Genomic DNA, 26,069 nt, shown 5'->3' with positions numbered 1-26,069 from the left:
GACCGGAGACCGGCGCTTTCGGGTCGCTACTTCTTGGCGGACCCGACGGCCGCCTTGCCGAAGCGGGCCTCGAAGCGGGCCACGCGGCCACCGGTGTCGAGGATCTTCTGCTTGCCCGTGTAGAACGGGTGGCACTCGGAGCACACGTCCGCGCGGATCTGGCCGCTGGTCTCGGTGCTGCGGGTGGTGAACGAGGCGCCACAGGTACAGGTGACCTGGGTCTCGACGTACTCGGGGTGGATCTCGCGCTTCAAGGGATGCTCCTAAGTTCGGGAGGGCGCCGGGTCGAACCCGCGGGTTTGCGGGCACGTGAACCGGGGCCAGCGGTCCAGTCTGCCAGGACCGGCCGCATCTCCCAAAACGAGGGGCGGGCCCGGCGCATTCCCGTGTGCTCCGGTCGGCTCGTGTCAGGTCCCGCCGGGTCCCGTTTCAGTGCCGGCCGGGTCCCACCACCGTGCCGGCGCCCTCCTGGTCGGCGATCGAGCCCTTCGTCGCGTCGGGCGGGATCGGCCGGTCGGTCCGGAGCGCGGTCCACACCACGGCGGCCTGCCGGCCGATCGGCTCGACCCGGTTGGGATCACTGACCGCGTACCGTACCGGCAGCGTGACCATCTGCACATGCCCGGACCGTACGTGCTGGACGCTGGTGGCCAGGCCCATCAGTTTGTTGACCGAGCCGAGCCCGGTGTCGGTGGTGACCGCCTTGGTGGCCGTGTCGGCGACCGAGAACAGCTTGGTGGGGCTCGACAGCACGCCGACCCCGGCGATCCGGTCGATCAGCGCCTTCATGAACGCCTGCTGGAGCTGGATACGGCCCAGGTCGCTGCCGTCGCCGACGCCGTGCCGGGTGCGGACCAGGCCGAGCGCCTGCTCGCCGTTGAGAGTGTGGGTGCCGGCCGCGAGCCGGAGATGGCTCTGCGGATCGGCTATCGCCCGACTGGTGGTCAGCGGCACCCCGCCCAGCGAGTCGACCAGGTTCTTGAAGCCGGTGAAATCGACCTCGATGTAATGGTCCATCCGGAGGCCGGTGAGCTGCTCCACCGTCTTGACCGCGCAGACCGGGCCGCCGACCTGGTACGCGGTGTTGAACATCACCGACCGGGCGGGCGGCTGCGTCTTGCCGCCGGGCTTCGCGCAGGCGGGGCGGGCGATCAGCGTGTCGCGCGGGATGCTGACGACACTGGCGGATCTGCGGCCCTTGTTGACGTGCACGATCATCGCGGTGTCGGAGCGGGCGCCCGCGTCGTGGCCGTATGCGGCGTTGGCGCCGGAGCGCGAGTCGGAGCCGAGCACCAGGATGTCGGTGGCGCCGCCGACCGGCGGCGCGGGCCGGTGGCGGCCGAGCGCGCCGTTGATGTCCACGCTGTGGATGTTGCCGTTCAGCCGGTGGTACACATAGCCCGCCCCGGCGCCGCCGGCCAGCACCAGACCCGCCGCGGTCCACGCCACGATCCGCAGGCCCCGGTGGCGCCGCCCGCGCCCCGCTGAGGCCCCCAGGGGGCTGGAGCCGACCGGGGCCGGCTGCTCGTCCCGCATGCGTACCTCGGCTTTCTCTCCGCCCCTCGGCCTGCGGCTACCCGATATGGCCCCTTTCAGGGTATGCGCGGCGTATCAACTGGATGATCAGTCTTTCGACCGGTACCTCAGTACATCAGCCATTGGCCCGGCCTTCCATCGTCTCCCGGGCCGCCGCCTTCCACCATTCGGGCGACGGACAGCGACGGACACCGACGGACAGCGGCGGAACCCGACGGAGAGCGCTGGGGCGCGACGGAGGACGACGGAGCGCGACGCACGAAGGGCGCCCGCCCACCCCCTGCGGGATGTGCGGGCGCCCTCTCGGTGCCGGGTGACGCTCTCGGTGCGCCGGTGACCTGGATCAGCCGGCGCGCGATACGGGGCCGCTAGTCGTTGTTCTGGCCCGGCGTCGTCTTGGCGATCTGCATCAGGAACTCGGCGTTCGACTTGGTCTGCTTCATCTTGTCCAGCAGCAGCTCGATGGCCTGCTGCGAGTCGAGCGCGTGCAGCACCCGGCGCAGCTTCCAGACGATCGCCAGCTCGTCGCGGTCGAGCAGGATCTCTTCCTTACGGGTGCCGGACGGGTCGACGTCCACCGCGGGGAAGATCCGCTTGTCGGCGAGCTTGCGGTCAAGCTTGAGCTCCATGTTGCCGGTGCCCTTGAACTCCTCGAAGATCACCTCGTCCATCCGCGAGCCGGTCTCGACCAGCGCGGTGGCCAGGATGGTCAGCGAACCGCCGTCCTCGATGTTGCGCGCCGCGCCGAAGAACCGCTTCGGCGGGTAGAGCGCGGTCGAGTCGACACCACCGGACAGGATGCGGCCGGAGGCCGGCGCCGCCAGGTTGTAGGCACGGCCGAGGCGGGTGATCGAGTCCAGCAGGACCACCACGTCGTGTCCCAGCTCCACCAGCCGCTTGGCCCGCTCGATGGCGAGCTCGGCGACGGTGGTGTGGTCCTCGGCGGGCCGGTCGAAGGTCGAGGAGATGACCTCGCCCTTCACCGACCGCTGCATGTCGGTGACCTCTTCCGGCCGCTCGTCCACCAGGACGACCATCAGGTGGCACTCGGGGTTGTTGGTGGTGATCGCGTTGGCGATCGCCTGCATGATCATGGTCTTACCGGTCTTCGGCGGGGCCACGATCAGACCGCGCTGGCCCTTGCCGATCGGCGACACCAGATCGATGATCCGGGTGGTCAGCACCCCGGGGTCGGTCTCCAGCCGGAGCCGGTCCTGCGGGTAGAGCGGGGTGAGCTTGTTGAACTCCGGACGGCCGCGGCCCGAGTCGGCGCCCATGCCGTTGGCGGAGTCCAGCCGGACCAGCGCGTTGAACTTCTCGCGGCGCTCGCCGTCCTTGGGCTGCCGTACGGCGCCGGTGACGTGGTCGCCCTTGCGCAGGCCGTTCTTGCGGACCTGGGCGAGCGAGACGTAGACGTCGTTGGGCCCCGGCAGGTAGCCGGAGGTCCGGATGAAGGCGTAGTTGTCGAGGATGTCGAGGATGCCGGCCACCGGGATCAGCACATCGTCGTCGGCGACCTGCGGTTCGCCGCCGCCGCCGAACTCTTCCCGGCGGTTGCTGCCGCGGCCCCTGCGGTCGCGGTAACGGCCCCGGCGGCGGCCGCGGCCATCACCGAACTCGTCGTCGTCCTGAGCGCCGCCCTGACCGCCCTGGCCGCCCTGCTGCTGGCTCTGGCCGCCCTGCTGACCGCCGCCGCCCTGCTGCTGGGAGCCGCCGCCCTGCTGTTGGGAGCCGACGCCCGCGCCCTGCTGCTGACGGTCCCGGTCGCGGTCGCCACGGCTCTGCCGGTTGCCGCTCTCGCCGCCGTCCTCGCCGCGGTTGCGCTGGCGGTCGCGCTGCCGCTCACGGCGGTCCCCGCGCTGACCGCGCTGGCGGTCCTGACGGTCGTCGCCGAAGGCGCCGCCGCCCTGCTGCTTGGCGTCGCCGCCCTTGGTGTCCCGGCCCTCGGCGGTGTCGGTGGCCGCCTCGGCGGCGCGCTCGGCGGTCCGGTCGGCCCGCTCGGTACGGTCGGCCCGCTCGGCGCGCTCGGTCTTGGCCGCGGTCGCCACCGGGGCGGCGACCTTGGCCGTCTCACCCGCGGGCTGGCCGGGAATCTCGATCTGCTGCGGCTCCGCCGGCGCGATGACCGCGACCGGCTCCACGGCGGCCTGCTCGATGCGGGTCCGCGAGGTGGCGCGGCGCTTCGGCTTCTCGACCACGGCGGTGTCGGCGACGGCCTGCGGCGCGGTGACGGCGCCCCCGGCCTGCCGTTCCTTGATGGTGTCGATGAGCTGGCTCTTGCGCATCCGCGCGGTGCCCTTGATACCGAGGCCCGAGGCGAGCTGCTGCAGTTCGGCCAGCACCATGCCGTCCAAACCGGTCCCAGACCGGCGTCGCCGTGCGGCAGTGGCCGTGGCAGCACCGGTTGCAGGCGCGGCGGCATCGGACGCGGCGACAGTGTTGTCTGCGCGCACGCCCATCAGATCGGTGGTGTCGCTCACGAAGGGTCCTTCCCTGGAGCGGACGTCGGCCTGTCTGGCTCGGCGACCGGTCGTGCTGTCCGGATCTGGGCGTTTCCGCTGCTCAGAGCCGGGGCGGTGGTCCGCCTGATGGCGGCAGAAAAAACGTGCTGAACGTGCTTCGGCACTGGAGAGAGCTACGGAGAGACCTCGTACCGAAATCCGGAGCGTGCTCGACACTGCGCGGGCGGGGTGTCCGAATTCCCCGGTCAGGCTGCCTGTGCGGTGTGGGAGGCTCCCGGAAGAAGTGTCGTCCCATGGCGGGGACACAGCGCATCGCGCCCACTGGGCGGCGAATGCTGGCTTGAGATTAACACTACCGGATCCAACAGATATTCCCCCTCTCTATGGCCGGCAATCGTGTTCACTGCCCCCCTGCGAGCGGCAGCACACTGGCCCCTACGGTGTCGAGCGCCAGGCGATGGGCCGCCCAGCCCTCCCCCGCGAACCGGGAGACCTTGTCGGCGGCGCCCTCGTCGGTCAGGGCGAGTACGGTCGGCCCGGCGCCCGACACGACGGCGGGGACGCCTTCCGCGCGCAGCCCGTTGACCAGCGCGAGCGTCTCCGGCATGGCGGGCGCGCGGTAGTCCTGGTGGAGCCGGTCCTCGGTGGCGGGCAGCAGCAACTCCGGGCGCCTGGTGAGGGCTTCCACCAGCAGCGCGGCCCGCCCGGCGTTGGCCGCGGCGTCCACATGGGGGACGGTACGCGGCAGCAGTCCGCGGGCGGTCTCGGTGAGCAGCGGCGTGGCGGGCACGAAGACCACCGGAACCAGCGACGCCACGGGGTCCATCCGGACCGCCCGCGCGGCGCCGCCATCGGTCCAGGCCAGGGTGAATCCGCCGAGCAGACACGCGGCGACGTTGTCGGGATGGCCCTCGATCTCGGTGGCCAGCTCCAGCAGCGCGGTGTCGTCGAGCACGGCGGGCCCGCCTATCGTCACCGCCCGGGCGGCGATGATGCCGGCGCAGATCGCGGCGGAGGAGGAGCCGAGCCCGCGGCCGTGCGGCACGCGGTTGGCGCACACCACCTCCAGGCCGCGCGGCTGACCGCCCAGCAGGTCGAACGCGGTCCGCAGCGAGCGTACGACCAGGTGTTTCTCGTCGCGCGGCAGGGTGTCCGCGCCCTCACCCGCGATGTCCACGTGCAGGCCGGAGTCGGCGACGCGGACCACCACGTCGTCGTACAGCCCCAAGGCCAGGCCGAAGGCATCGAACCCGGGGCCCAGGTTGGCGCTGGTCGCGGGGACGCGCACTCGTACTGCCGCTGCGCGGAACGCGGGACCGGCCATCGTTCGACGAATCTCCTTGTGCGGAAGTGCGGTTCGCCCTTCGGGCACGGCTTCATTGCCGAGTGGCGGGGCGGGGGTGGCGATGCGGGGGCATCCGCCGGGATTCGGGGCACACTGCGGTGCCGCTGAGGCCAAGCCTATCGAAGGAAGGTTCTTCTGCGACATAGGGCGCACGCACCGCGCGCGATGCGTGTCGCCCCCACCCCGTGCGCCCCGCCCCGACCCCCGCCCCGCCAGCGACTTCCCTGCCGGGGTCCACCCGGCCGGGGCGCCGGGCCGAGGCCGGGTGGACCCCCGGTGGCCGGGGGTAGACCCCCGGTGGCCGGCCGGAGCCGCAGACCGGCCGCGCCGGATGGTTCCCGGTGTGGGTGGGAGGGAGGAACCATCCGGCGATCGAGGCAGGGGCGGGTGGGCGGGGAAGGCCGCCTCAGCCCAAACCGAGCTGCTCGGCCGCCGCGTCCGCGTCCACCCCCACCGTGATCGGCCGCGGCGCCCCCGCCACCGCCCAGTCCGGATCCTTGAGCCCGTTCCCGGTCACCGTGCAGACGATCCGCTGCCCCGGATCCACCCGCCCCTCCGCCGCCGCCTTCAGCAGCCCCGCCACCGACGCCGCGGAGGCAGGCTCGACGAAGACCCCCTCCTTCGCGGCCAGCAGCCGGTAGGCGGAAAGGATCTGGCGGTCCGTCACCGCTTCGATGAGCCCACCGGACTCGTCCCGCGCGGCGACCGCGTACTGCCAGGACGCCGGATTCCCGATCCGGATCGCCGTCGCGATGGTCTGCGGCTCCCGCACCGGCGCGCCGTTGACGATCGGCGCCGACCCGGATGCCTGGAAGCCCCACATCCGCGGCGTACGGGTCGCCATCCCGTCGGCCGCGTACTCCCGATACCCGCGCCAGTACGCGGTGATGTTCCCCGCGTTGCCCACCGGCAGGACATGCACGTCCGGCGCGTCCCCGAGCGCGTCCACGATCTCGAAGGCGGCGGTCTTCTGCCCCTCGATCCGGACCGGGTTCACCGAGTTGACCAGCGCCACCGGATACTTCTCGCTCAGCGCCCTGGCCAGCTCCAGGCAGTCGTCGAAGTTGCCGTCGACCTGGAGGATGCGGCTGCCGTGGACGAGCGCCTGCCCCATCTTGCCGAGCGCGATCTTGCCCTGCGGCACCAGCACCGCGCAGACCATCCCGGCGCGTACCGCGTAGGCCGCCGCCGAGGCCGAGGTGTTGCCGGTCGAGGCGCAGATGACGGCCTGGGCGCCCTCCTCCTTGGCCTTGGAGATGGCCATGGTCATGCCGCGGTCCTTGAAGGAGCCGGTGGGGTTGGCCCCCTCGACCTTCAGATAGACGTCACAGCCGGTCCGCTCGGAGAGCAGCTGGGCCGGTACCAGCGGGGTGCCGCCCTCCAGCAGGGAGACCACCGGGGTGCCGGCGGTGACCGGCAGCCGGTCGCGGTACTCCTCGATGATCCCGCGCCACTGGTGGGTGCCGGACATCCGGGGCTGATCGATCGTTCGGTTCATAGCGGGTCTACTCCCCTTCCACACGCATGATGCTGGCGACGCCGCGTACGGTGTCGAGTTCCCGCAGGCTGGACACCGTCGCGGAGAGCGCGGCGTCCGGCGCGCGGTGGGTGACGACGACGAGCGATGCCTCGCCGTCCTTGCCCTGCTGCCGCACCGTGTCGATCGACACATCGTGCTCGGCGAACACCGTGGCGACCTGTGCCAGGACGCCCGGTTTGTCCGCCACATCGAGGCTGATGTGGTAACGGGTGACCACATCCCCCATGGGGCTGACCGGAAGTCGCGTATACGCGGACTCGCCGGCTCCGGTGGTGCCCGCCAGCTTGTTGCGGCAGGCGGCCACCAGGTCGCCGAGAACGGCGGAGGCGGTGGGTGCACCGCCGGCGCCGGGACCGTAGAACATCAGCCGCCCAGCCGCCTCCGCCTCGACGAAGACGGCGTTGTACGCCTCGCGCACGGAGGCGAGCGGGTGGGTGAGCGGGATCATCGCGGGGTGCACCCGGGCCGTCACCGAGCGGCCGTCGAGGGCGCGCTCGCAGATGGCGAGGAGCTTGACCGTACAGCCCATCTTCCGGGCCGAGGCGATGTCCGCCGCGGTGACCTCGGTCAGGCCCTCGCGGTGCACGTCGTCGATGGTCACCCGGGTGTGGAAGGCGATCCCGGCCAGGATCGCGGCCTTCGCGGCGGCGTCGAAGCCCTCCACGTCGGCGGTCGGGTCGGCCTCGGCGTAACCGAGGGCGGTGGCCTCGTCCAGCGCCTCGCTGTAGCCGGCGCCGCTGGAGTCCATCTTGTCCAGGATGAAGTTGGTGGTGCCGTTGACGATGCCGAGCACCCGGTTCACCTTGTCGCCCGCGAGTGACTCGCGCAGCGGCCTGATCAGCGGGATCGCCCCGGCGACCGCGGCCTCGTAATAGAGGTCGACGCCGTGCTCGGCGGCCTTGGCGTGCAGACCGGCGCCGTCGGCGGCGAGCAGCGCCTTGTTGGCGGAGACGACCGACGCGCCGTGCTCGAAGGCGGTGGTGATCAGCGTACGGACCGGTTCGATGCCGCCGATCACCTCGACCACCACATCGAGGTCGCCCCGCTTGACCAGGGCGGTGGCGTCGGTGGTGAGCAGCTCGGGGGGAACGCCGTCGCGGACCCGGTTGGGGCGGCGGACCGCGATCCCGGCGAGCTCGATGGGCGCGCCGATCCGGGCGGCGAGGTCGGCTGCCTGCGTCGTCATGATGCGCGTGACCTCGGAGCCGACCACACCGCAGCCAAGCAGCGCCACCTTCAGCGGACGCGTACGCATCATCCGACCTCGTCTCTCGTACAGGTTCTTCGTGCCAAGCGGGCTTGGTGCCGGGCAGGCTCTTTGCGCCAGGTCTTCCGGCGCGGTTTCGAGTGCGGCTTCGGGTGCGGGAGCACGACGACGGCGGCGCCGTACCCGATTCTGGTGCATCCTCGGGTGCGTCCGGTACGTCCGGTCTCGTTCGTACTGACGGGCGAGTTGTGTCGCCGGGCTGACTGGTGCCCGTTCTCCCCCGCGTGCTCGAAGCTCCCGCGGCCGTGCTGCTCCGGTCCCGTCCGCAGGTTCCTCACGCGATTCCTCGCGCTCGCGCGCGGCGGGGGCCGGTGCCGGACCAGTCTCACGCACCGGAAGGGAGATGCCACCCGCTGTCCGGATCGCGAGACCGGTGGTCCGGCCGTGGATTCTCCCGCGGGTCCGGTGATCTCCCGGCGTTTACGGTCAGCCGACGTCCAGCCGCAGCAGATCGTCCTCCGTCTCCCGGCGGACGATCACCCGGGCCCGCCCGTCGGCGACGGCGACCACCGGCGGGCGCAGCGCGTGGTTGTAGTTGCTCGCCATCGCCCGGCAGTACGCCCCGGTGGCGGGCACGGCGAGCAGGTCGCCGGGCGCCACATCGGCCGGCAGGAAGGCGTCCTTCACCACGATGTCGCCGCTCTCGCAGTGCTTGCCGACCACCCGGCTGAGCATCGGCGGCGCGTCGCTGCGGCGCGAGACCAGCGCGACGCTGTACTCCGCGTCGTAGAGCGCGGTGCGGATGTTGTCGGACATGCCGCCGTCCACGCTGACGTACGTCCGCAGGGACTCCAGCGGCTTGACGGTGCCGACCTCGTAGAGGGTGAACGCGGTCGGTCCGACGATCGCCCGTCCCGGCTCGACGGACAGCCGCGGCGGGGTGAGGTGCGCCGCTTCGCACTCCCGGGCGACGATCTCGCCGAGCGCCTTGGCGATCTCCTGCGGCTCGCGCGGGTCGTCGTCCGGTGTGTACGCGATGCCGAGGCCGCCGCCGAGGTCGATCTCCGGCAGCTCCACCCCGTGCTCGTCGCGTACGGCGGCGAGCAGCGACACCACCCGGCGCGCCGCCACCTCGAAGCCGGCCATGTCGAAGATCTGCGAGCCGATGTGGCTGTGGATGCCGACGAGTTCCAGGCTGTCGAGGTTCAGCACCCGGCGGACCGCCTCCGCGGCCTGGCCGTCGGCGAGCGCGATGCCGAACTTCTGGTCCTCGTGCGCGGTCGCGATGAACTCATGGGTGTGCGCCTCGACCCCGACCGTCACCCGGATCTGCACCCGCTGCCGCTTGCCCTGCCGGGTCGCCTCCGCCGCGACCCGGACGATCTCCTGGAAGGAGTCGAGCACGATCCGGCCGACGCCCGTCTCGACGGCCCGCTCGATCTCGGCGGCGCTCTTGTTGTTGCCGTGCAGCGCGATGCGGTCGGCGGGCATGCCCGCGCCGAGCGCGACGGCCAGCTCGGTGCCGGAGCAGACGTCGAGGTTGAGCCCCTCCTCGTGGAGCCACTTCACGACGGCGCGGGAGAGGAACGCCTTGCCCGCGTAGAAGACGTCGGCGTTGTCCCCGAAGGCGGCGCGCCAGGCGCGGCAGCGGGCCCGGAAGTCGGCCTCGTCGAGGAAGTAGGCGGGGGTGCCGTACTCGGCGGCGAGCGTACGGACGTCGAGACCGGCCACCTCGGCGGCGCCGTCATCATTTCGGGTGACGGTGCGCGACCAGACGCGGGGGTCGAGGTGGTTGAGGTCGGCGGGCGGGGCGGCGTAGTGCCCTTCGGACAGGACGTCGGCGTGGCGGGGGCCTGCGGGGTGTGCGGAGCGGCTCACGGGTCGGGGCGCTTTCTTTTTGATGCGGGGTGGGGTGGTGGGGGCGGGTGGTTCTGGGGCGGGCTGTTCTGTTCTGGGCCGGGCTGGGCTGTGCTGTTGTGGGCTGTGCTGTTGTGGGCGCCGGGGTCAGGCGCGGGGTCGGGCCTTGGCGGGTGGCTGCTGCTTGGGTGGAGGCGGGTGGCTGCTGCTTGGGTGGAGTGGGCGGCGAGGTGGGCGGGCAAGGCGGGCGGGTGAGCGTCACATCAGGTCGGGCGCGGTGATGCCGAGCAGGCGCAGGCCTCCGGCGAGTACGACCCCCGTCGCGTCGGCGAGACGGGTGCGGGCGGCGTGCACGGACGAGGGTTGCTCGTCCCCTTTCGGCAGCGGCGGACACTCGTCGTGGAACCGGAAGAACGCGTCGGCCACCCGTTCCATGTGCCGCGCCACCCGGTCGGGGCCGCGCCGGCGGGCCGCCGACTCGATCACCCGGGGAAAGTCGGCGATCAGCCCGAGCAGCTCGGTCTCGGCGGGGTGGTGGTGCGGGACGGCTCCCGCGCTTCCGGTTCCCCCGCTCGTGGTTCCTGCTGCCTGCTTCGTCTGGGCCGTCCGGGCCGTCCGGTCAGGCCCCCCGGCCTCGTCCGTCTCCGGCGCCGTCTCCGCCGCCGCTTCGATCTCGACGCCGAGTTCGCGTCCGTTCCGCACCACGGCCAGCGCGCGGGCGTGGGCGTAACGGACCCGGAAGAGCGGATTGCTCTCCCGCTGTTCCAGCAGCTCGGCGGTGAGGCGCGGGAGGTCTTCCAGGGGCGGCCGAAGCAGGGCCCAGCGGGTGGCGTCGGGGCCGAGAGTGTGGGCGCCGGGGGTATTGGCGCCGGGGTTGGTGTGGCCCGGGGAGCTGGAGCCGGGGGGGCCGGCGCCGAGGTCGTCGGTGCCGGGGCTGTGGGCGCCGACGGTCGGGCCGGCGTCCCCCGCCCCAGGGTACGGGCCGGCCGGCTCCTGGACGATGAGCGTCTCGGCGGGCGTACCCGGAGCGGCGGGTCGTACCCCGGCCGCCCTGAGCAGCCGGTTGACGACCTCCGCCACGAGCTCGCCGCGCGGCGCCCCCGGTTCGGCCGGCGCGACGGTCACAGGTTCGTCCGCCGCGAGCCCGTCACCGTAGCCGTACGCCGCCCGCTGCTCCCGCACCTCCCGTACGACATCGCCGTATGCCCGCGCGCTGAGCGTGATGTTCAGAAACCCGGCGCCGGCGATCTCCACCTGGGCGATGCCCGGCTCCTTCTCCAGCCGCCGGGCCAGGATCTCCGCCACCGCGTACGGCGAGCGGCCGGCCGGACCCGCGAGCTGGAGGGCCACCCCGGTGGCGAAATCCCCGCACCCGGGCCGGGGTGGGCGGCGTACGACCACCGTCTCCGGCACCTCGACCCGCAGCTCGTCCGCGGCGACAGCACGACGCACCGCACTGACGACGGCGCGGGACAGCTCGGCGGGAGTCACGACCAGAAGCCTAGGCGAGCACGGGGGATCGTAGGCGAGCGGGTTTTTCCCCTGCCCCGGGCCCCCTTCACCGGTGGGCGCCCCCGCCCACGCCGTGACCCCGGGCCGGGCGGAGGCCCGGGCCCACTTGCCGGAGGCGCAACCCACCCACGCCCTGGACCCCGCGCCGGGGGGAGGCCCGGACGCCCCTTTCGGGCACGCGCAGCCCAGCCACGCCGTGGGCCTCGGGCCGGGGGAGGCCCGGGCCGCACCCCCGCTGAGAACCGACCGAGAACCTGGACCGCACCGGCCGCAAGCTCTGGCGCCCCGCCCTTGACCGAACCTGCCGAACCTGACTGGAGGGGACGGTCAGGCGCCACCCTGGGTGAAAGCGGTTTGCCCCCGGGGCTGCTCCGGCGGTGGGGGCGCCTGCGTGGGGCCGACCGCCGGCGGCCCACCCTGCGGAGGTACGGTCCCCCGTCGTATCAACCGCCGTACCGTCTCGACGAGATGGCCCGGCTCGAAGGGCTTGCCCACATAGGCGTCCACACCGCCGGGCCCGCCGACACCTTCGGGCAGCGACCCCGCGCTGACCATGACGATCCCGATCCCCCGGGTCCGCGGATCCGCCCGCAACCGGGCCGCCGTCCGCACCCCGTCCAGCCGCGGCATGACCACGTCGAGGGTGATCACATCGGGCGCCACGCTGTGCACGATCTCCAGGCACTCGGCACCATCAGCCGCGGTCACGACCTCGAAGCCCTCCAGCTCGAGGTTGACCCTGATCAGTTGCCGGATCACCTTGTTGTCGTCCACAACAAGCACCCGGCCGGACGCGCCCGCCACACCAGAAAGCCTAGGCGCGCCTCTCTCAATGCGTCCGCGTTTTGCCCATTTCTTCCCCGCCCCAAGTGAACCCCCTGTCCCCCACACCCTCCCCCCAACCCCTCGACCCCACCCCGCCCCACCCGCCTCACCAGCTCACCCCCTCCCCCCAGAACCACCCCGCCCACCCCCGCCACCCCCCAAAACCCCGTACACGCCCACCCCCCGCTAGCTGGTAGTGTTCTTCCCGTCGCCCCACCAGGGACAACACCAGCCCCCGTAGCTCAGGGGATAGAGCAACGGCCTCCGGAGCCGTGTGCGCAGGTTCGAATCCTGCCGGGGGCACTCCGGAAACAAGGCTCTGACCAGCAGCAATGCCGGTCAGAGCCTTTCTTGTACCTGCCAAAACGCACACGGTCTTCTGACCTTTGCTCTTTTCAGCGCGAGAACCCTACAAACGGGCAACGAGCGAACTTGATGTAGCCAATCCCGCAGGTCAGCAGCCAGCCATCGAGCGACGGCCTGTCTTCTATCTCACCCAGGGCATTCTGCTGACCACATTCGCCCGCCGGACGCGTTCCTCGCGAGCCGTCCCGTGACCTGCGCGGGATGTCGCAAACGCACACGGTCACGAGGGTCGTTGCTCCTGGACAACGGGCTCTGTGCCGGCCCGATTTTTGTAGGGTCCCGACAGGCGCTCGCTGCATCCTCCCCTGGCACGTAGAGGCCTTTGGGACGGGTAGATCCGCATCCAAACGAGTCGCGTATGCCAGCGATGAGGATAGCCACTCGTCACTCTGGGTACTGTCCGTGCGGATTGAAAAGGCCGGGTTCCGGCCCAGGCCAGGTCGTGGCCCAGCCGGTCGGCCAGCCTGCCGGGTCAGGCGGCGTTCAGGACTGGGCTGATGATCCCCTGGTCCGTCATCGAGCAGCGGGCGTACCCAATTCGGATAGGCGCCGCCGTCGTCGCCGAGCTCTACCGCGTACTCGACTGCCACCGTCCCGAGTCGTCGAGCCCGGTCCTGCGAGCCTTCGCCGAACCGTGGGACCAGACCCGGCGACGGCTGACCCAGCCGTGGACCGCAGCGTTCACCGCGAACTTGAAACGGTGGCTGTTGACCTACCAGGAGGAAGCAGTGCTCCGAGCAGCCGGCATCGTGCCCGACCTCGCCACCTACCTCCAGCGGCGCGAGTACTCCGTGGGCATGCCCTGGCTCTACGACCTCGCCACCCTCGGCCTGCACCCACCCCCTCCTGCTGGCCACCTGCTCGCCAGCCCCTCCATGCGCACCCCGCACCACCCGGCACGCTCTCATCGAGGCCACGCGCCTGCGATAGCGGTTGAAGCCCAATCCGGCTGAGCACATTGAGTAATTGGGGTGCTACCAGAGCCGGGGCCCGGCAGAGTGGGCGCGTGGATTCCCTCGCACGCGCCCTCGTGATGAACATGGTGCGCGGCATTCTCCCCTACCCCGAGCCGTTCCGCCGCCGCCGTGTACGCGCCGCGGCCCGCTCTCTTGTCACCTGCGAGAACTGGCCCGACGACGACGAGACGACGGCTGCCGACGTTGCCCAGCTGGCGATGCTTCGGCTGCTGTGGCTCCAGCGGGAGACCCGGCGAGCGGCGAGCGGCCGACACCGGGAAGCGTCCGTGCTGCTGGCCCGCGCCGCCGTGGAAGGGTGCCTTCTCGGGCTGTACTGCCTGCACAAGCCGGACGTGGTCTCACGGTTGAAGGCAGCGAACATCAAGGCGATGGGCGACGTCGTCGGCTACTTCGTCGATGACGGTTTCATCTCGAAGGGCGCCGTCGACGAGTCGCTCGCCAGTTTCGGGGCCACGGGCCAGCCGTTGAACGTCCGCCAAATGGCCGAACTGGTCGACACCACGCTAGACGGTGCCGGCGCGCTGAGCCTGTACCGCCGCTTCTACGTGCCCACCTCGACATTCTTCGTGCACGCCAACGCCGCATCCCTGCTCCGGCATGTCGGACCGGACAACACCCTCAATGGCAGGCCCTTCGTCCCATGGACACGCCGGTCCGCGGTCCGGATCAGCGACGCCAGCGTGGGGCTCTTGGCCGGCGCCCTCGCGCGCCAGGCGGACGCGGATACGGCGGTATTCGCGCAGTACGCGCAGGCACACGCTGCGCGGGCGATAACCCCACTGGCCGTTGTGGCAGGCCGCGGTCTGCGGAAATCGGTGAACTTCGCACAACTGCCAGCCGCATGGAAGCGGATGCTCCAGCTGCGCGCGTACGCAGACTCCGAGCAGGCGTGGCTGGACGGCCCGGCCATACGCGAGGCCCGGGTGCGGCAGGAGTTCCCCCTGATCCTTAGCGTCCTTGACCTGGATCTCGACGACGGAGCGACCACACCGATCTACGAGCACTTCGTCACCGTGCTCCTGGAGAGGATCGCCGAGCACGGGGCATCGACGTACGGCCCCTAAGGATCGCGGGTGCCGCCGTCCGGCGGCGGCCTCCAGCGGAGCTGCGTCAGTGCTCTCTTACACCGTCCTGAACAGCCTGGGGCGTACTTGCAGCCGCAGCCGGAGCCTGCGGCCTCGCACAGGAACAGCAATCAGCCCACAGCGAGCAACGCACGACCCAGCCGGAGTAGGAGATGAGACAAAAGCGGTCGTGGGAGGGAGGGAGCGGCTGCCATGCTGATCGAGTGGATGAAGCAGAAGACCGATTGAGCCTCCCCCGGCCCCGTTGGTCGAATCATGAGATCGCCGTCTGGGGCGGGGCCCGCGAAGATGATCTGGCCATTGCGCATGGCTACCTGAAGGTTGCCGAGATCGCTGCACGGCACTGGATCGCCCGCGGGCCGAACGACTATCTGCCCATCCCGATCCTCTACAACTATCGGCACAGCATTGAGCTGTCGCTGAAGTGGCTAATTCGGACGGCGGCGCGCTGCGCGCTTCGGGATGGCTACTGCGGTGCCGAAGAAATAAGCCCGACAAAACTGGATGAGCGACTGCGTACGCACAACATCAGGAAGTTGGCGGACTGCCTCAATCGCTACCTTGCGCTGCTGGATCTACCCACGTCTGAGCAGCGGATCGACCCGGAGTCATGGAAGCAGCTGAACTGGCTGGACAGCGAGGATGCGACCGGAGAGACCTTCCGTTATGCGGTGGTCGGTCACGGCCCGAAGAGTGCGCCGGCCCGTCCCATGCAACAGAACGTGAATTTCTACGAGCAGGTAAACGAACTGCATAAACTGGCCCACTTGCTGTGCGGCGGCTACACCTCACACCTGAGCGTCTACGAGGACTATCAGATGGAGTTCATCGAGGAGATGCGCGCTGCGGGGTACTGAAACGCTCCTGACTATCGCGTCGAGGATCGTTGCCCAACCTCGTCCTTCTTCGGGGGTTTTCGCCCGCGCACGACGTGATCTCGACTCTTCGCGGACCCGCCGACGATCTCATCGTCGGTTGACGTCTGCCGCCTCGCCCGGCGCGACGGTGGGACCTCAGTGGGCTACGGACGAATTGACGCCTGTCCTCGCTGTCTTGTTCGGTTTCGGGGCAGCCGAGATCGGCTGGCGCCTGGCCGGTCCATCTGCGCCTGCTTCTCCGCGTTGCTATGCGACGGCGTTCGGCCGAAAGGCTCCTCGACATACTGCGAGGTTCGCCCCTGCCCTGGGTGGCTACAACAGGGGGAGCCGATGGGGCGAGCGGTTGCGGCTACCGCGGCGGTCGATCCCGAGCGTGGGGGATGGCGTGAGACGAGACGGTCGGCCTGTCAACCGACGTGTCGAGCATGCGTCGTTCGACGTGATTGGGGGTCGCGGGGTCAGCTCGCCTGAGCTGGGAGGAATCGGTCTCCAGAAGCAACTGACTGTCGCACGGGTGATGGAGGACAATCCCTGGTGGATTCCAGGTGTGCGATTGAAGCGGGGGCTCGGTGGCCAGCAGCACTGGTGACGGCGAAGACTCCGTCCTTCAGGCCGTTGTAACAGGTGCCAGCTCCACGCCGCCCCTTCCGGCGCCGTTGACCGTTACTGCACCCCTGCTGCTTCGTACACATGAACTGTCCTGGGAGGCGCTGGAACATCTCGTGGTGGCGCTGGCAGTCCGTGCCGACCACGCCGTGGAGGCCAGGCCTTTTGGCCGTGGCGGTCAGGCCCAGGACGGGGTAGACGTGGTGGCGTTCTCAACCTCGGGGCCGGCTTCGGTGTATCAGGCGAAGAGATACGAGAAGTTCACCGCAGCTGATCTTCGCAAGGCTGTGGCTGGCTATGTCGGCGGGAGCCGACCGTTCGGAGCGCATCGATTGGTCGTCGTGACCACGGCGGACGTCCGTGACACCCGTGTCGACCTGGAACTGATGCGGCTACGCGAGCAGCACCAGGACATGGTGATCGACCTTTGGGGCCGGCAGCAACTCTCGGACAGGCTGTTCGATCTCCCGGATCTGGTCCGGCGGTTCTTCGGCGAGGACACTATGCGGACGTTCTGCAGACCGTTGCCCGCCCCAGATGCCGAACCCGAGATCGGCGGTGCAGCCGGCGCTGGGGTGGCGGAAGAGTACCTGGCGCAACTGGGCGCCTACCTCAGTAAGGACCTTCACGAGTTGATCCCTCTACCCTTGCTGGACGAGCAGGGGGCGGAGCGGATGTCGTCGGCGGAGCTGGCGGCACGCCTGAGGCCTGGGCAGCATATCCATCTGGCGGGCGGCTCGGGTACCGGCAAAAGCCATACTCTCGCCCATACGGTCCTTGGACTGATCACGACAGGCTGGGTACCGATCCTGCTGCGCGCGGCAATCTACGAAGGCCGACTTGAGGGCAGCCTCGACGAGTGCGTGACCCCTTTCAGCCCAGCCAACGCACAGGACCTCGTCGAGGCGGCCAGGGTGCGGCAGATCCCTCTTGCGCTGGTGGTGGATGCGCTCAACGAATGTCCCGCCCCGCTGCAGGATCGGCTGGTACAGCAGATCAGTTCCTGGTGCCGCCGCACCGGGGCAACGGTGGTGGCCAGCAGTCAGGAGTTCGTGCGCGTGCCCGCAGTATTGGACGGCACCCGGCTCAGGACAGCTGATCCCGATCCCAGCCAGCGAGCGGCGCTGCTGAGCTCCCACGGAGCGGATCTGGAGGCAGACGGGCTCGTAGAGGACCGCTGTGCGGCATACGACACTGCCTTCGAGCTCTCCCTGGCGGCCGGCCTGACCCGGAAACTGCCCCCGCGCTCGGGTAGAGGCGCACTGTTGGAGGCAGATGTCAGCGAGCAATTGCAGCAGACTTCGTGGCCGACAGCCGTGCGGCAGGTACTGCACCACTGGGCGCTGCTGATGGACGACCGGCTGACCGGATGGCTCCCGCTTGCGGAGGCCCAGCGCAGCGCGGCCACGTCGTTGGCCAGTAGTGGGGGCGTTAGAGGCGCGGTGGACGAGGCGTTGAGATGCCGTCTGGTGCGCGTACAAAACCAGCGGCTGGAATTCCGGCATGAGTGGTACAGCCACTCGCTGACGGCCCAAGCGCTCGTGTGGCGCTGCGGAAACGCGCCGGAACTGGCGCGAGAGCTGATACAGCCACACCGTCTCGGCCTGGCAATCTGGGCGGTGGAGCAGCACAGCGACCCGGGAGAAATACGCAGTCTGCTGCGGGAGCTGTCCGACGGCGATGTGCTCACCGAGGCGCTACGCGGACGACTGGGACCGGTAGCCGATCAGATAACACTGTCCGAGGCCCGCTGCAGCTTGGAAACTGCGATCGAGGTGATGGCCGCCAGCGGAGTTGTGTGCAGCGACGACCTAACCTACGAGGTCGAACCGCGCCACTCGTGGAGTGCCTACGAGCAAGCAGTATTCGCTGCCGCCGGGGCTACGGCACGCGACGGGCGTCTGCTGGAGCCGATGGCCCGTCTTCTGCGGCAGACCGACAGTGCATTCTGGCGCGGCAACGGGGATGCTCCCGTGCGCTCCCCCACCATGGTGCCGTCACTGATCGCCGCGACCCTGGACGGGACGATAGTCCGTACAGGCAGGATGCAACTTCCCGCAGAGACGATCGCTAGCGCGGCCCGCTTTGCCCGGATGCAATCAGGACGCGGTCTCCATCACGCGGCGGACGCGGCAGAAATGGGGCGATGGGTTGCTTCGCTCAACGCGGACGATGTCGGGTTGCCACAGCTGCTGTGCACGCTGCTCCGCAACACGGACTCTGCCGAAACGGCAGCCCTCGCGCCGGACCTGTTCGCCCGGTCCTGGGCGACCGGGGCCGGCCATCTCCAGTTCGCCGCGCTCGACCTGGCAACCAGCATCCGTGCCACTGCCGACGAAGACACCGTGTCCCAGCTCACTGACCTCCTCAACGGCCTGCGCACCGACAACATATGGGTCTCCACCATGCTCGTCGATGCCCTGCACATATACGACCAGGTCGGCTCCCCCTACGACGTCAACGACATCACAGAGGACATCTCCGCGCTTCTCACCGACCCGAACCAGACCGATGGGCCCTCACGCGCAAAGAGAATCCTGGAAAGCCAGTTCGAGGACGTCATCGCCCCACCGTTCACCGAGGCGATCGACGCACTGGATCAGCCAGCGCGCCACGCTCTGATGGTGCTCGCAGTACGCGACGGCGAAGCCAGTTTCTTCACCGATGTCTTCCTCAAGGACCTCATACGCGCCGAGGAGCCCTCCGCGCTTCCAGCCTTTCGCTACTGGGCCAGCCACCTGGACACACGCGGCGGCTTCCGACAGAACTCCGTGAGTTGCCACCTGCTCGGCATCGAGGGCTGCGCCGTGCACCTGGCCTCGCCTCCCCCGCTCTTGGACGGCGTCGAGGGCAACGACGCGGACGCATGGCGCTGCTACGGCCAAATACTGTTCTGGCTCCACCGTCCAGGCATCGGCATGCCCGAGCAGCAAGCACTCTGCGCTCCGCTGTGGGAACAGCTCACCGGTCCCTTCGTGGACGCCGCAGCCGATCCCCTGCACCAGTTCCACTACGCAGATTGGTTCGACAGGGACTTCTCCACCAGCGCGCTCGCACGGATCATCGACGCCTTCCCCACCGAAGCCCGTGCTGTCCTCCACAACAGTCTGACCGCCCCTGACCGCCTCACTTCGATCTTCCCTCACCCCATGCCCCGCGAGTGCGCCACCACCGCGATACGGCTGCTCGCCCGAATCGGCGATCTCTCCTCTCTACCCCTCCTAGCCGCCTACCGCGGCCATCCCGATCAGGGCAGCGCTGCAGCTGACACCATCCGCCGCATCAACAACCGTGTGGCTCCTGGAACCTGAATGACACCGGTTGACGAGGGAGTGGCGGTCGTAGAGGAGTTTGGCGTACGGGAAAAACCGGTTGAATGCTGGTACCGGCGTTGAGGAAACCCGCCGGCGGTCTGGCGCAGCGGAGGCCGCCCGAACGTGGTCCGTATCAAACCGGAGGGTCCTGCCCTTGGTCGTCCCCGCTCAGCCGAGCCCGCCGCGTTCGTCACCGACCCCCGCGTCCCCTACACCACCGCCGACAACCTCGCCCAAGTCCTCACCGCGCCGGATGACCCCGCACCAGACTGGATCCCGCCACTGTGCCGGTCCTGACCCGGCAGCCCCGCCGCGAGCCGCGATGGAACGACTCGTCGCAGGCCGTCCCTCCCCGCACCGACGGGCGGCTGACCAAGGAGAACCTCTACCGGGAAGCCGACGTCAGCCGGGCCACCATGAACCGGGGCCACGCCATCCTGGACGAATGGGACTGCCGCACAGCCGCCGCCGGCGCCCGAACCCGCGGTGAAGCCCGGCACGATGACGAAGTCAGGGAACGGCGATCCGAGTTGAGGGCGATCAAACGCGAGCGGACCCAGCTGCAAGGTCGACTCGACCCCTCCGCCCCGGTCATCGCCGCCCTGATCCACGATAACGCCGCCCCACGGGACCAACTCGCCGGCCAGGGAGCAGTTGTCGCCCTCGTCGGACACCGGCCCCCACTCGTCCCGAGACCACCGGATCGCGCTGACCATCTGAAACGCCCGCTGCGAAAAGCGTTCTGTTACACCGGAAAGCTGAGCCTACAATCGGCCCCATGGCTTCGGATGCTGTTCAGCCCTGCCCAGTTGCTGACGCTCACAGACGACTGATGGATTGCCACGCTCAATGGCATATGCTGCATGACTCCTATCTTGATCCGGATGGATTCAGACTCAACCTGAACGCCCTGGTTCCCAACCTCAGGAACGTCACCTGGCTGCTTCAGAAGCAGAAAGCCGTGATCCCTGATTTCGCCACCTGGTATCCGGAGTTCCAGGAGGCTTGCAAAAAAAGCGAGATCATGGGGTGGGTTGTCAAATCCCGCAACCGGATCACGAAGGAATCGGACCTGGAGCTCCTGAGTAGCTGCCAGGTGATCTGGACCCGGAACTGGCTTGAGCGTGTCGAGGGAACCACTACATTTCCGCCCAGGATGTCCACGGCTGAGATCATTCACGCGCTGGGTCACTCCAACACCCCACCCGTCGGCCTGATGACGGTTCGGCGGAAATGGATCGACAAAGCGCTCCCTTCATGGGAACTCCTGGCCGCCACCGCTGAGGCTTATTCTTGGCTCAGCCAGATTTTGTGGAGAGCTCACGAGGCGTTCGGCGTCGAGAACTGTGACCTCGCGGACCGGTCCATAGAGTGCGTCACTTCAGCACTTCACAGCACGCTGGCGCGGCTCCCCTGCATGCACCTGGCCCAGTCGGAACTCCAGGCGCACTTCACCATGTCAGGCGGCGTTGTCGAGGAAGAGTACGAGCCTTTCGATCCGGACCCTACGACCCTGGAAGCCGCCGGAGAGCGATACGGAGAACTCAAGTTTCCCACGTCCGGCCCCATCGAGAACGTTCCCGGGTTTATGGCGATAGCTCGCACCCTGACGGAGAAGGACGGCCATCACAGCATGATCGCTTTCCTCTATGACGGAGAGAGCGTGGTCGCGACCCAAGAACTGCGGTTCGACAACCAGGATACCAAGATGCTTTCGTTCGAAGGCCTCGCTGACCTGGTTGAATCCACACGAGCCGACGGGATCGTGATCATTGCCGAGAGCTGGCTCGCGCTTCCCACAGAGAAGGAGAAGGAGTTGAAGACCATCTTCTTCCCGGCGCGGGACCGTCTCGACCGAATGGAAGGCCTCACGGTCTATGCCGCGACGCGGGAAGGCCGGCAAGCGGAACTACTCTCCATGATCGAGCGCGGCCCCAACGACGAAGCAAGCTGCGGAGAACCAGTAGACGTTACGTCTCCGTGGGGGGCGAACACACTCACGCCTATCAGGCGGAGGTGGGACGACATGGAGAAGCGCGGGCTCTGATCCACGTCTCGGTCGCTCTCACCGGATAGCCCGCGGCCACGACTCACACAGGCATCAGGGCAGGCCATCACCACCCCGGATTTCTCATGAGCCATCGAAACCGTGAAGAACAGGTGTACTACCGGCTCGTCTCCGAGGGGTGATCCCGCACACACCATCGGCCTGTCGGCGCCTGTCCGCGCAGCTCGCCCAGGCCCGCCGCATCAATGTCGACGGACGGGAACCGTTGAAAGGCGCAGGCGAAGGGGCCCCCACGCTGCCAGCACGGGGGCCCGGTGATGGTGGCTCAGGCCTTGTCGGGCCGGCCGGGGTGGATCAGGAACTCCGTATTCTCGGGCAACCCGTCGTTGTACTCGTTGACGATGAGCTTTGCGAGGGGGGCAGAGCGGGAGGAGGAGCCGCCGCCGCCAACGGTGTTCGAGATGGACGACTCCTTCCACTGGGCGACCGTGATCGGGTTGCGCTTGCCGTGACCGGCAAGCTTCCTGCTGAGGCGGTCGAGCCGAGCGCCGGGGTTGCGGTCGAGGACCATCGCGAGGGCGCGCAACATGATCCCCTCCCACGTCGCGGGGTTGCGGCCCCACGCGTCCTGGACGACCCGCAGCACCTGCGGGATCAGCGGGGAGCGCCCCTCGGCGAGGACGAGGGGGTAGATCAGGCTCCCGCTCTCGTCACGGGCTGCGTGCTTCTCGTCCATCACCGCGAGGGCGGTGAGCGCCTGCACCGCGCCGATCTTGTTCGCCGAGGTGCTGCCCGAGATGCCTAGACCGCAGTTCTCGACCTCGGCGAGGATCCGGGTGTTGCGCGGGTCACCGGCGGTGATCGAGACGCGGAAGATGTCGAACGGCTTCACGGCCTTGCGGTCGCGGTTCGCTGCGAGGAACAACTTCGCCTCCTGCTCCGGGGAGAGCCCCTCGTAGACCATGCAGTCCCGGAGGAAGTCTGGACCCTCCTTCTCGACTGCCACCTCCGTGGAGTGCTGGCCGTCGAGAAGGTAGTACCGGCCGTCCTCCCGGAGGGAGACGATCGCCGGGAGTAGCGCGAAGGGATCCCACATCTTCGTGAGCCGCGCCGTCCACGCGGCATCCTTCTTCCGCTGGGTGGCCGGACCGGCGTCCTCTGCGGTGTTAGTGCCGAACAGGCGGGCAGAGTCGAGGGTCTGATCGACGTGCAGGTCCCCGACGCGGATCTCGTCGTGAAACTTTCGGATGGTCTTCGTCGCTCCGGCCTGTGCCGGGACGGTAGCGGTCCGTGCCACGTATCCCCCTTTGGTAGTGGTCAGGTGACACGCAGTCAACCAGGGGAATTTCTCGCGCGTCAAATTGTCTGACGCTTCTAGATTCCTCGCGCCTCCATGATGCTGCGACGGGCTGTACCGAAGGCGCGACGGCACCACGGGAGGACCAACCCAACGACCCTTCGAAATCGCATGGTTAGCGTCGCGAGTCGGGCGGGAGGTCTGGTCGTGGCCGCCTCCGGCCAGGAACACATCGGCGGACAACTCCGACAGGTCGCGGTCACCCCGAGCAGATCGCCACCTACAACCCACCGATCGCCCCGCCGAAGCCGACCGGCCGACACTCATGCGCCGGCACCGCCGTCACCCAGGTCGAGGCCCTGCCGCCCGACCTTCTGGCCGTGACCGTGCGCGAGGCATCGACTCACGCCGCGACATGGCCATCCGCCAGCAGGTGGTCCGAGCGGGAGCCGGCCGACAGGCAGGTCAACATCGACCGGCTGAACGGCCTGCGATGGGCTCTCGTCATCCATTTCTCGGCGGCAGCAGCTGGCATCAACCAGGCGACTGCGATGTCAGTGGCTGATGGGATCCTCTCGCTGGGCGTAGATGTGCTGATGGGAGATCAGGTGGCTGCTGGACGTCCGCGGAAGGATCCGCGCGATCCGGCCGTGATCATGCAAGCGGCGGGATTCGAGCCGCTGGAGCCCTACCCCGGTTCGGGCACCCCGTGGCGCTGCCGGCACGATGTGTGCGGGCGGGAGGTGACGCCGCGGCTGGGCAACATCTCCTCGGGCCGGCAGGGCGGCTGCCGGTACTGCGCAGGGAAGGCACCCATCCCGCCCGAGGAAGCGGCGGCCCTGATGCGCGCTGCCGGCCTGGAGCCGCTGGACCCGTACCCCGGGGCGATGAGCCACTGGCGGTGCCGCCACCAGGCCTGCGGGCGAGAAGTGAAGGCCCGCTACTCCAATGTCAAGCGCGGCGTCGGCATCTGCCGCTGGTGCGCTCCGAACGCCCCAGTCGAGCCCGAGGAAGCGGCGGCCCTGATGCGCTCGGCCGGCCTGGAGCCGCTGAAGCCCTATTGCGGCACCGACATCCCGTGGCCGTGTCGCTGCACGGCCTGCGGCGCCACCGTGACGCCGACCCACAGCTCAATCAAGCAGGGCCAGGGCGGCTGCTGGCCTTGCTCCCGCAAGAAGGCTGGGGTGGGTATCAGCCAGGCATGGGCCCGCCGCAGGGATTTGCCCCGCGCCGACGGCGGCCCCGCCGCGGCCGAACTCCAGACCTACGATCTGACGCCACTGGAGCCCTACCCGGGCCCGGCCGGGGTCTGGCGCTGCCGCCATAGTGCGTGCGGCCGGGATGTCGAGATCCGGATGAGGAACCTGCGCATTGGGCTGCGGGCGTGCCCGTACTGCCCGCCCGCACCGGGCGGGCGCCGTCGCTGGCCGACGGACGAGGCCGAGGCCGTCATGCGGGCCGTCGGTCTGGGGCCGCTGGAGCCGTACTCCGGCCGCCGCCAGCAGGCATGGCGCTGCCGCTGCACCGCCTGCGGACGCGAGACTTCCCCATCGCTCGGCGGTATTCTGGCAGGTCAGGGCGGATGCCGGCACTGCGCCGACGTGAAGGCAGCCGAGGCCAAGAAGGCGGACCCCGAGGCCGCGGCCGCCGATATGCGGGCGGCCGGCCTGGAGCCGCTGGAGCCGTATGCCACCTCGGTGACTCCGTGGCGGTGCCGCTGTACGACCTGCGGCAGCGAGGTCTCTCCGACACTCATGAAGGTCCGCACGGGAGGGGGGTGTCGGTTCTGCGCCAGCCACGGCTTCGACCTCACCGCTCCGGCCCGCGTCTACGTCATGCAGCACCACCGGCACAACGCCGTCAAAGTCGGAATCGGCGGCACCGCCGGCCGCAACGAGCGGGTCGCGCATCACCGCCGGTCCGGCTGGGTACTCGTCCAGGACTGGCACTTCGTCACCGGCGTCGAGGCCCACGCCGTTGAGCAAGCCGTCCTCCAGCACCTACGCGAAGCTGGCCACGGTCCGTACCTCAGCCGGGACATCATGCCGAACGGCTGGACCGAGACCTTCGATACCGACCTCGTCACACCCGCCGCGCTCGCCGCGATCGTCGAGACCAACATCACCGACCTGGCCGGCACGGTGAAACCCGTACCGGGCGGGACCATCCTGCGGCCCGAACGCTGGAGCGTTCGCTCAGACACCGCCACCTCCGGGCGGCGGCCGGTGGTCGGCAAGGCCGGGCGCGGCCAGCTGCAGCTCTTCTGAATTCGAGCGGTTGCCACGGCGAAGGGCCGCGCCGTGATCGGCACCGCCCTCGCGGCTCCCGCCTGACGGCTTACTGCCCCTGATCGTCGGTGGGGCGGTAGACAGCTCGATCGGTGTCGATGCGGTGGAGGATGCCGTCCGCAGCGAGGTCGCGCAGGATCTGCCGGGCGCGCTTCTCGTCGACGGCGTGACCGATCTCGTGAAGCGCGGCGACGGAACGCTGGGCGTCCCACTCCCCACCCTCGGCGCTGATCGTCTCGGCGAGGCAGTCTTTCTGGCTGGCGAGCTCACCTTGCTGGTGGGTGGTGACGGCGGACTGGAACGCTGGAAGGGCTTCGCTGCGGATGCGGTAACCGGCGACCTTCCCGAAGCCGGGCCCCTCGGCAAGGACCGGGGGGACTTGGTCGGCGATCCACCAGTCGCGGCGGACACCGCGCTTCAGCGCCGCCTTGAACGCACCGCTGCTACCGGTGAGCTTGCCTTCGCCGCCCGGGCCGCGAAGGACATCGGCCGGAACATAGCCGTCCTCGCGGGTGGCGGCCTCGCGCAGGATGCGTTGAGCGGTGGCCGGCAGGGAGAGGTAGTAGCGAGAGGCCGTTTCCGGGTCGGCCCAGTCGGTGGCCGGGCCGACGGTCTTCAGGCTGCTGGCGTGTTCGGCGAGCAGAGCCAGCAGGGCCGTTTGGAAGGAGGGATCGGGGTCCTCGATGATCAGGTGGAGCTTCACGTCATCCCTTTGCTAGAAGAAGCGAGTAAGAGCGCACCTTGCGAGTAGAACCGTAGCGGGCAGCCGCACGTGATACAAGCATTTAGTCTCGTTATTCTCGCATGGAAAGACGTGTGGCTGAATCTGCGCCACGCGCAGGTCGGTACGTCATGACATGACAACGTGCACCACAGGTGTCGCACCCGTTACGGTCGCCTCGACCGCTTCTGAGCTGCGTGAAGTCGAAGTTCGACGGGGCGGGCTTGTCGTCGAGCCGCAGGAAC

The 26,069-nt window shown here is 69.3% G+C and carries 18 protein-coding genes and 1 tRNA gene; 8 read left to right on the top strand and 11 right to left on the bottom strand.

Going from position 1 to position 26,069, the window contains the following annotated elements:
* Positions 1-26 precede the first annotated feature (26 nt).
* The 9 genes from rpmE to OG519_RS24810 form a co-directional block, all read right to left on the bottom strand.
* Complete coding sequence (gene rpmE / locus OG519_RS24850; RefSeq protein WP_405588001.1) at positions 27-254, bottom strand: 50S ribosomal protein L31; 228 nt, start codon at positions 252-254, stop codon at positions 27-29.
* A 175-nt stretch (positions 255-429) separates the two neighbouring features.
* Positions 430-1,536: an LCP family protein gene (locus OG519_RS24845; RefSeq protein ID WP_405587998.1), complete on the bottom strand. Its 1,107-nt coding sequence runs from the start codon at positions 1,534-1,536 to the stop codon at positions 430-432.
* 368 nt (positions 1,537-1,904) lie between these two features.
* Entirely contained in the window at positions 1,905-4,016 is a 2,112-nt protein-coding gene (gene rho, locus OG519_RS24840; RefSeq protein WP_405587996.1) for a transcription termination factor Rho, read from the bottom strand.
* 382 nt (positions 4,017-4,398) lie between these two features.
* Complete coding sequence (gene thrB / locus OG519_RS24835) at positions 4,399-5,322, bottom strand: homoserine kinase (protein ID WP_405587994.1); 924 nt, start codon at positions 5,320-5,322, stop codon at positions 4,399-4,401.
* 427 nt (positions 5,323-5,749) lie between these two features.
* On the bottom strand, positions 5,750-6,841 hold the full coding sequence (gene thrC, locus OG519_RS24830; protein WP_405587991.1) for a threonine synthase: 1,092 nt from the start codon (positions 6,839-6,841) through the stop codon (positions 5,750-5,752).
* Positions 6,842-6,848: 7 nt separating this feature from the next.
* Positions 6,849-8,141, bottom strand: a complete 1,293-nt coding sequence (locus OG519_RS24825; RefSeq protein ID WP_405587989.1) for a homoserine dehydrogenase — start codon at positions 8,139-8,141, stop codon at positions 6,849-6,851.
* Between the two features lie 435 nt (positions 8,142-8,576).
* Positions 8,577-9,968, bottom strand: coding sequence for a diaminopimelate decarboxylase (gene lysA, locus OG519_RS24820; RefSeq protein ID WP_405587986.1), 1,392 nt, complete (start codon positions 9,966-9,968; stop codon positions 8,577-8,579).
* Between the two features lie 237 nt (positions 9,969-10,205).
* A complete protein-coding gene (gene nrtL, locus OG519_RS24815) occupies positions 10,206-11,438 on the bottom strand; it encodes an ArgS-related anticodon-binding protein NrtL (protein ID WP_405587984.1) in 1,233 nt (410 codons plus the stop codon).
* 348 nt (positions 11,439-11,786) lie between these two features.
* Complete coding sequence (locus OG519_RS24810) at positions 11,787-12,263, bottom strand: response regulator (RefSeq protein ID WP_405587982.1); 477 nt, start codon at positions 12,261-12,263, stop codon at positions 11,787-11,789.
* Between the two features lie 252 nt (positions 12,264-12,515).
* Here OG519_RS24810 and OG519_RS24805 point away from each other — a divergent pair.
* From OG519_RS24805 to OG519_RS24775, 7 genes are all read left to right on the top strand, one after another.
* Positions 12,516-12,587 (top strand) — tRNA-Arg (locus OG519_RS24805).
* A gap of 560 nt (positions 12,588-13,147) precedes the next feature.
* Complete coding sequence (locus OG519_RS24800; protein ID WP_405587979.1) at positions 13,148-13,603, top strand: terpene synthase family protein; 456 nt, start codon at positions 13,148-13,150, stop codon at positions 13,601-13,603.
* Between the two features lie 53 nt (positions 13,604-13,656).
* A complete protein-coding gene (locus tag OG519_RS24795; RefSeq protein WP_405587976.1) occupies positions 13,657-14,691 on the top strand; it encodes a hypothetical protein in 1,035 nt (344 codons plus the stop codon).
* 224 nt (positions 14,692-14,915) lie between these two features.
* On the top strand, positions 14,916-15,569 hold the full coding sequence (locus tag OG519_RS24790) for a hypothetical protein (protein ID WP_405587973.1): 654 nt from the start codon (positions 14,916-14,918) through the stop codon (positions 15,567-15,569).
* Positions 15,570-16,315: 746 nt separating this feature from the next.
* Entirely contained in the window at positions 16,316-19,507 is a 3,192-nt protein-coding gene (locus tag OG519_RS24785; protein ID WP_405587971.1) for a hypothetical protein, read from the top strand.
* A 287-nt stretch (positions 19,508-19,794) separates the two neighbouring features.
* The gene (locus OG519_RS24780) at positions 19,795-20,343 is read left to right on the top strand and encodes a hypothetical protein (RefSeq protein ID WP_405587968.1); all 549 of its coding nucleotides are present in this window, start codon (positions 19,795-19,797) and stop codon (positions 20,341-20,343) included.
* Between the two features lie 23 nt (positions 20,344-20,366).
* Positions 20,367-21,557, top strand: coding sequence for a hypothetical protein (locus OG519_RS24775; protein WP_405587965.1), 1,191 nt, complete (start codon positions 20,367-20,369; stop codon positions 21,555-21,557).
* Between the two features lie 286 nt (positions 21,558-21,843).
* Here the strand turns inward: OG519_RS24775 and OG519_RS24770 are convergent, their stop codons facing one another.
* Positions 21,844-22,815 (bottom strand): DUF6551 family protein, encoded by a 972-nt coding sequence (locus OG519_RS24770; RefSeq protein WP_405587963.1) that lies wholly within the window; start codon positions 22,813-22,815, stop codon positions 21,844-21,846.
* 380 nt (positions 22,816-23,195) lie between these two features.
* Between OG519_RS24770 and OG519_RS24765 the strand changes: the two genes are divergently transcribed.
* Entirely contained in the window at positions 23,196-25,082 is a 1,887-nt protein-coding gene (locus OG519_RS24765; RefSeq protein WP_405587960.1) for a GIY-YIG nuclease family protein, read from the top strand.
* 70 nt (positions 25,083-25,152) lie between these two features.
* Here OG519_RS24765 and OG519_RS24760 read toward each other — a convergent pair whose 3' ends face one another.
* Complete coding sequence (locus OG519_RS24760) at positions 25,153-25,806, bottom strand: hypothetical protein (RefSeq protein WP_405587957.1); 654 nt, start codon at positions 25,804-25,806, stop codon at positions 25,153-25,155.
* Between the last annotated feature and the right edge of the window lie 263 nt (positions 25,807-26,069).

It is taken from the genome of Streptomyces sp. NBC_01190, from assembly GCF_045039895.1.
Lineage (GTDB): Bacteria > Actinomycetota > Actinomycetes > Streptomycetales > Streptomycetaceae > Actinacidiphila.
This window is presented reverse-complemented; position numbering and strand designations above follow the sequence as displayed.

Coding starts and splice junctions, on each gene's coding strand:
- thrB (WP_405587994.1), bottom strand. CDS start 5,322: ATGGCCGGTCCCGCGTTCCGCGCAGCGGCAGTACGAGTGCGCGTCCCC.
- OG519_RS24800 (WP_405587979.1), top strand. CDS start 13,148: ATGATCCCCTGGTCCGTCATCGAGCAGCGGGCGTACCCAATTCGGATA.
- thrC (WP_405587991.1), bottom strand. CDS start 6,841: ATGAACCGAACGATCGATCAGCCCCGGATGTCCGGCACCCACCAGTGG.
- OG519_RS24845 (WP_405587998.1), bottom strand. CDS start 1,536: ATGCGGGACGAGCAGCCGGCCCCGGTCGGCTCCAGCCCCCTGGGGGCC.
- OG519_RS24775 (WP_405587965.1), top strand. CDS start 20,367: ATGCTGCATGACTCCTATCTTGATCCGGATGGATTCAGACTCAACCTG.
- OG519_RS24825 (WP_405587989.1), bottom strand. CDS start 8,141: ATGATGCGTACGCGTCCGCTGAAGGTGGCGCTGCTTGGCTGCGGTGTG.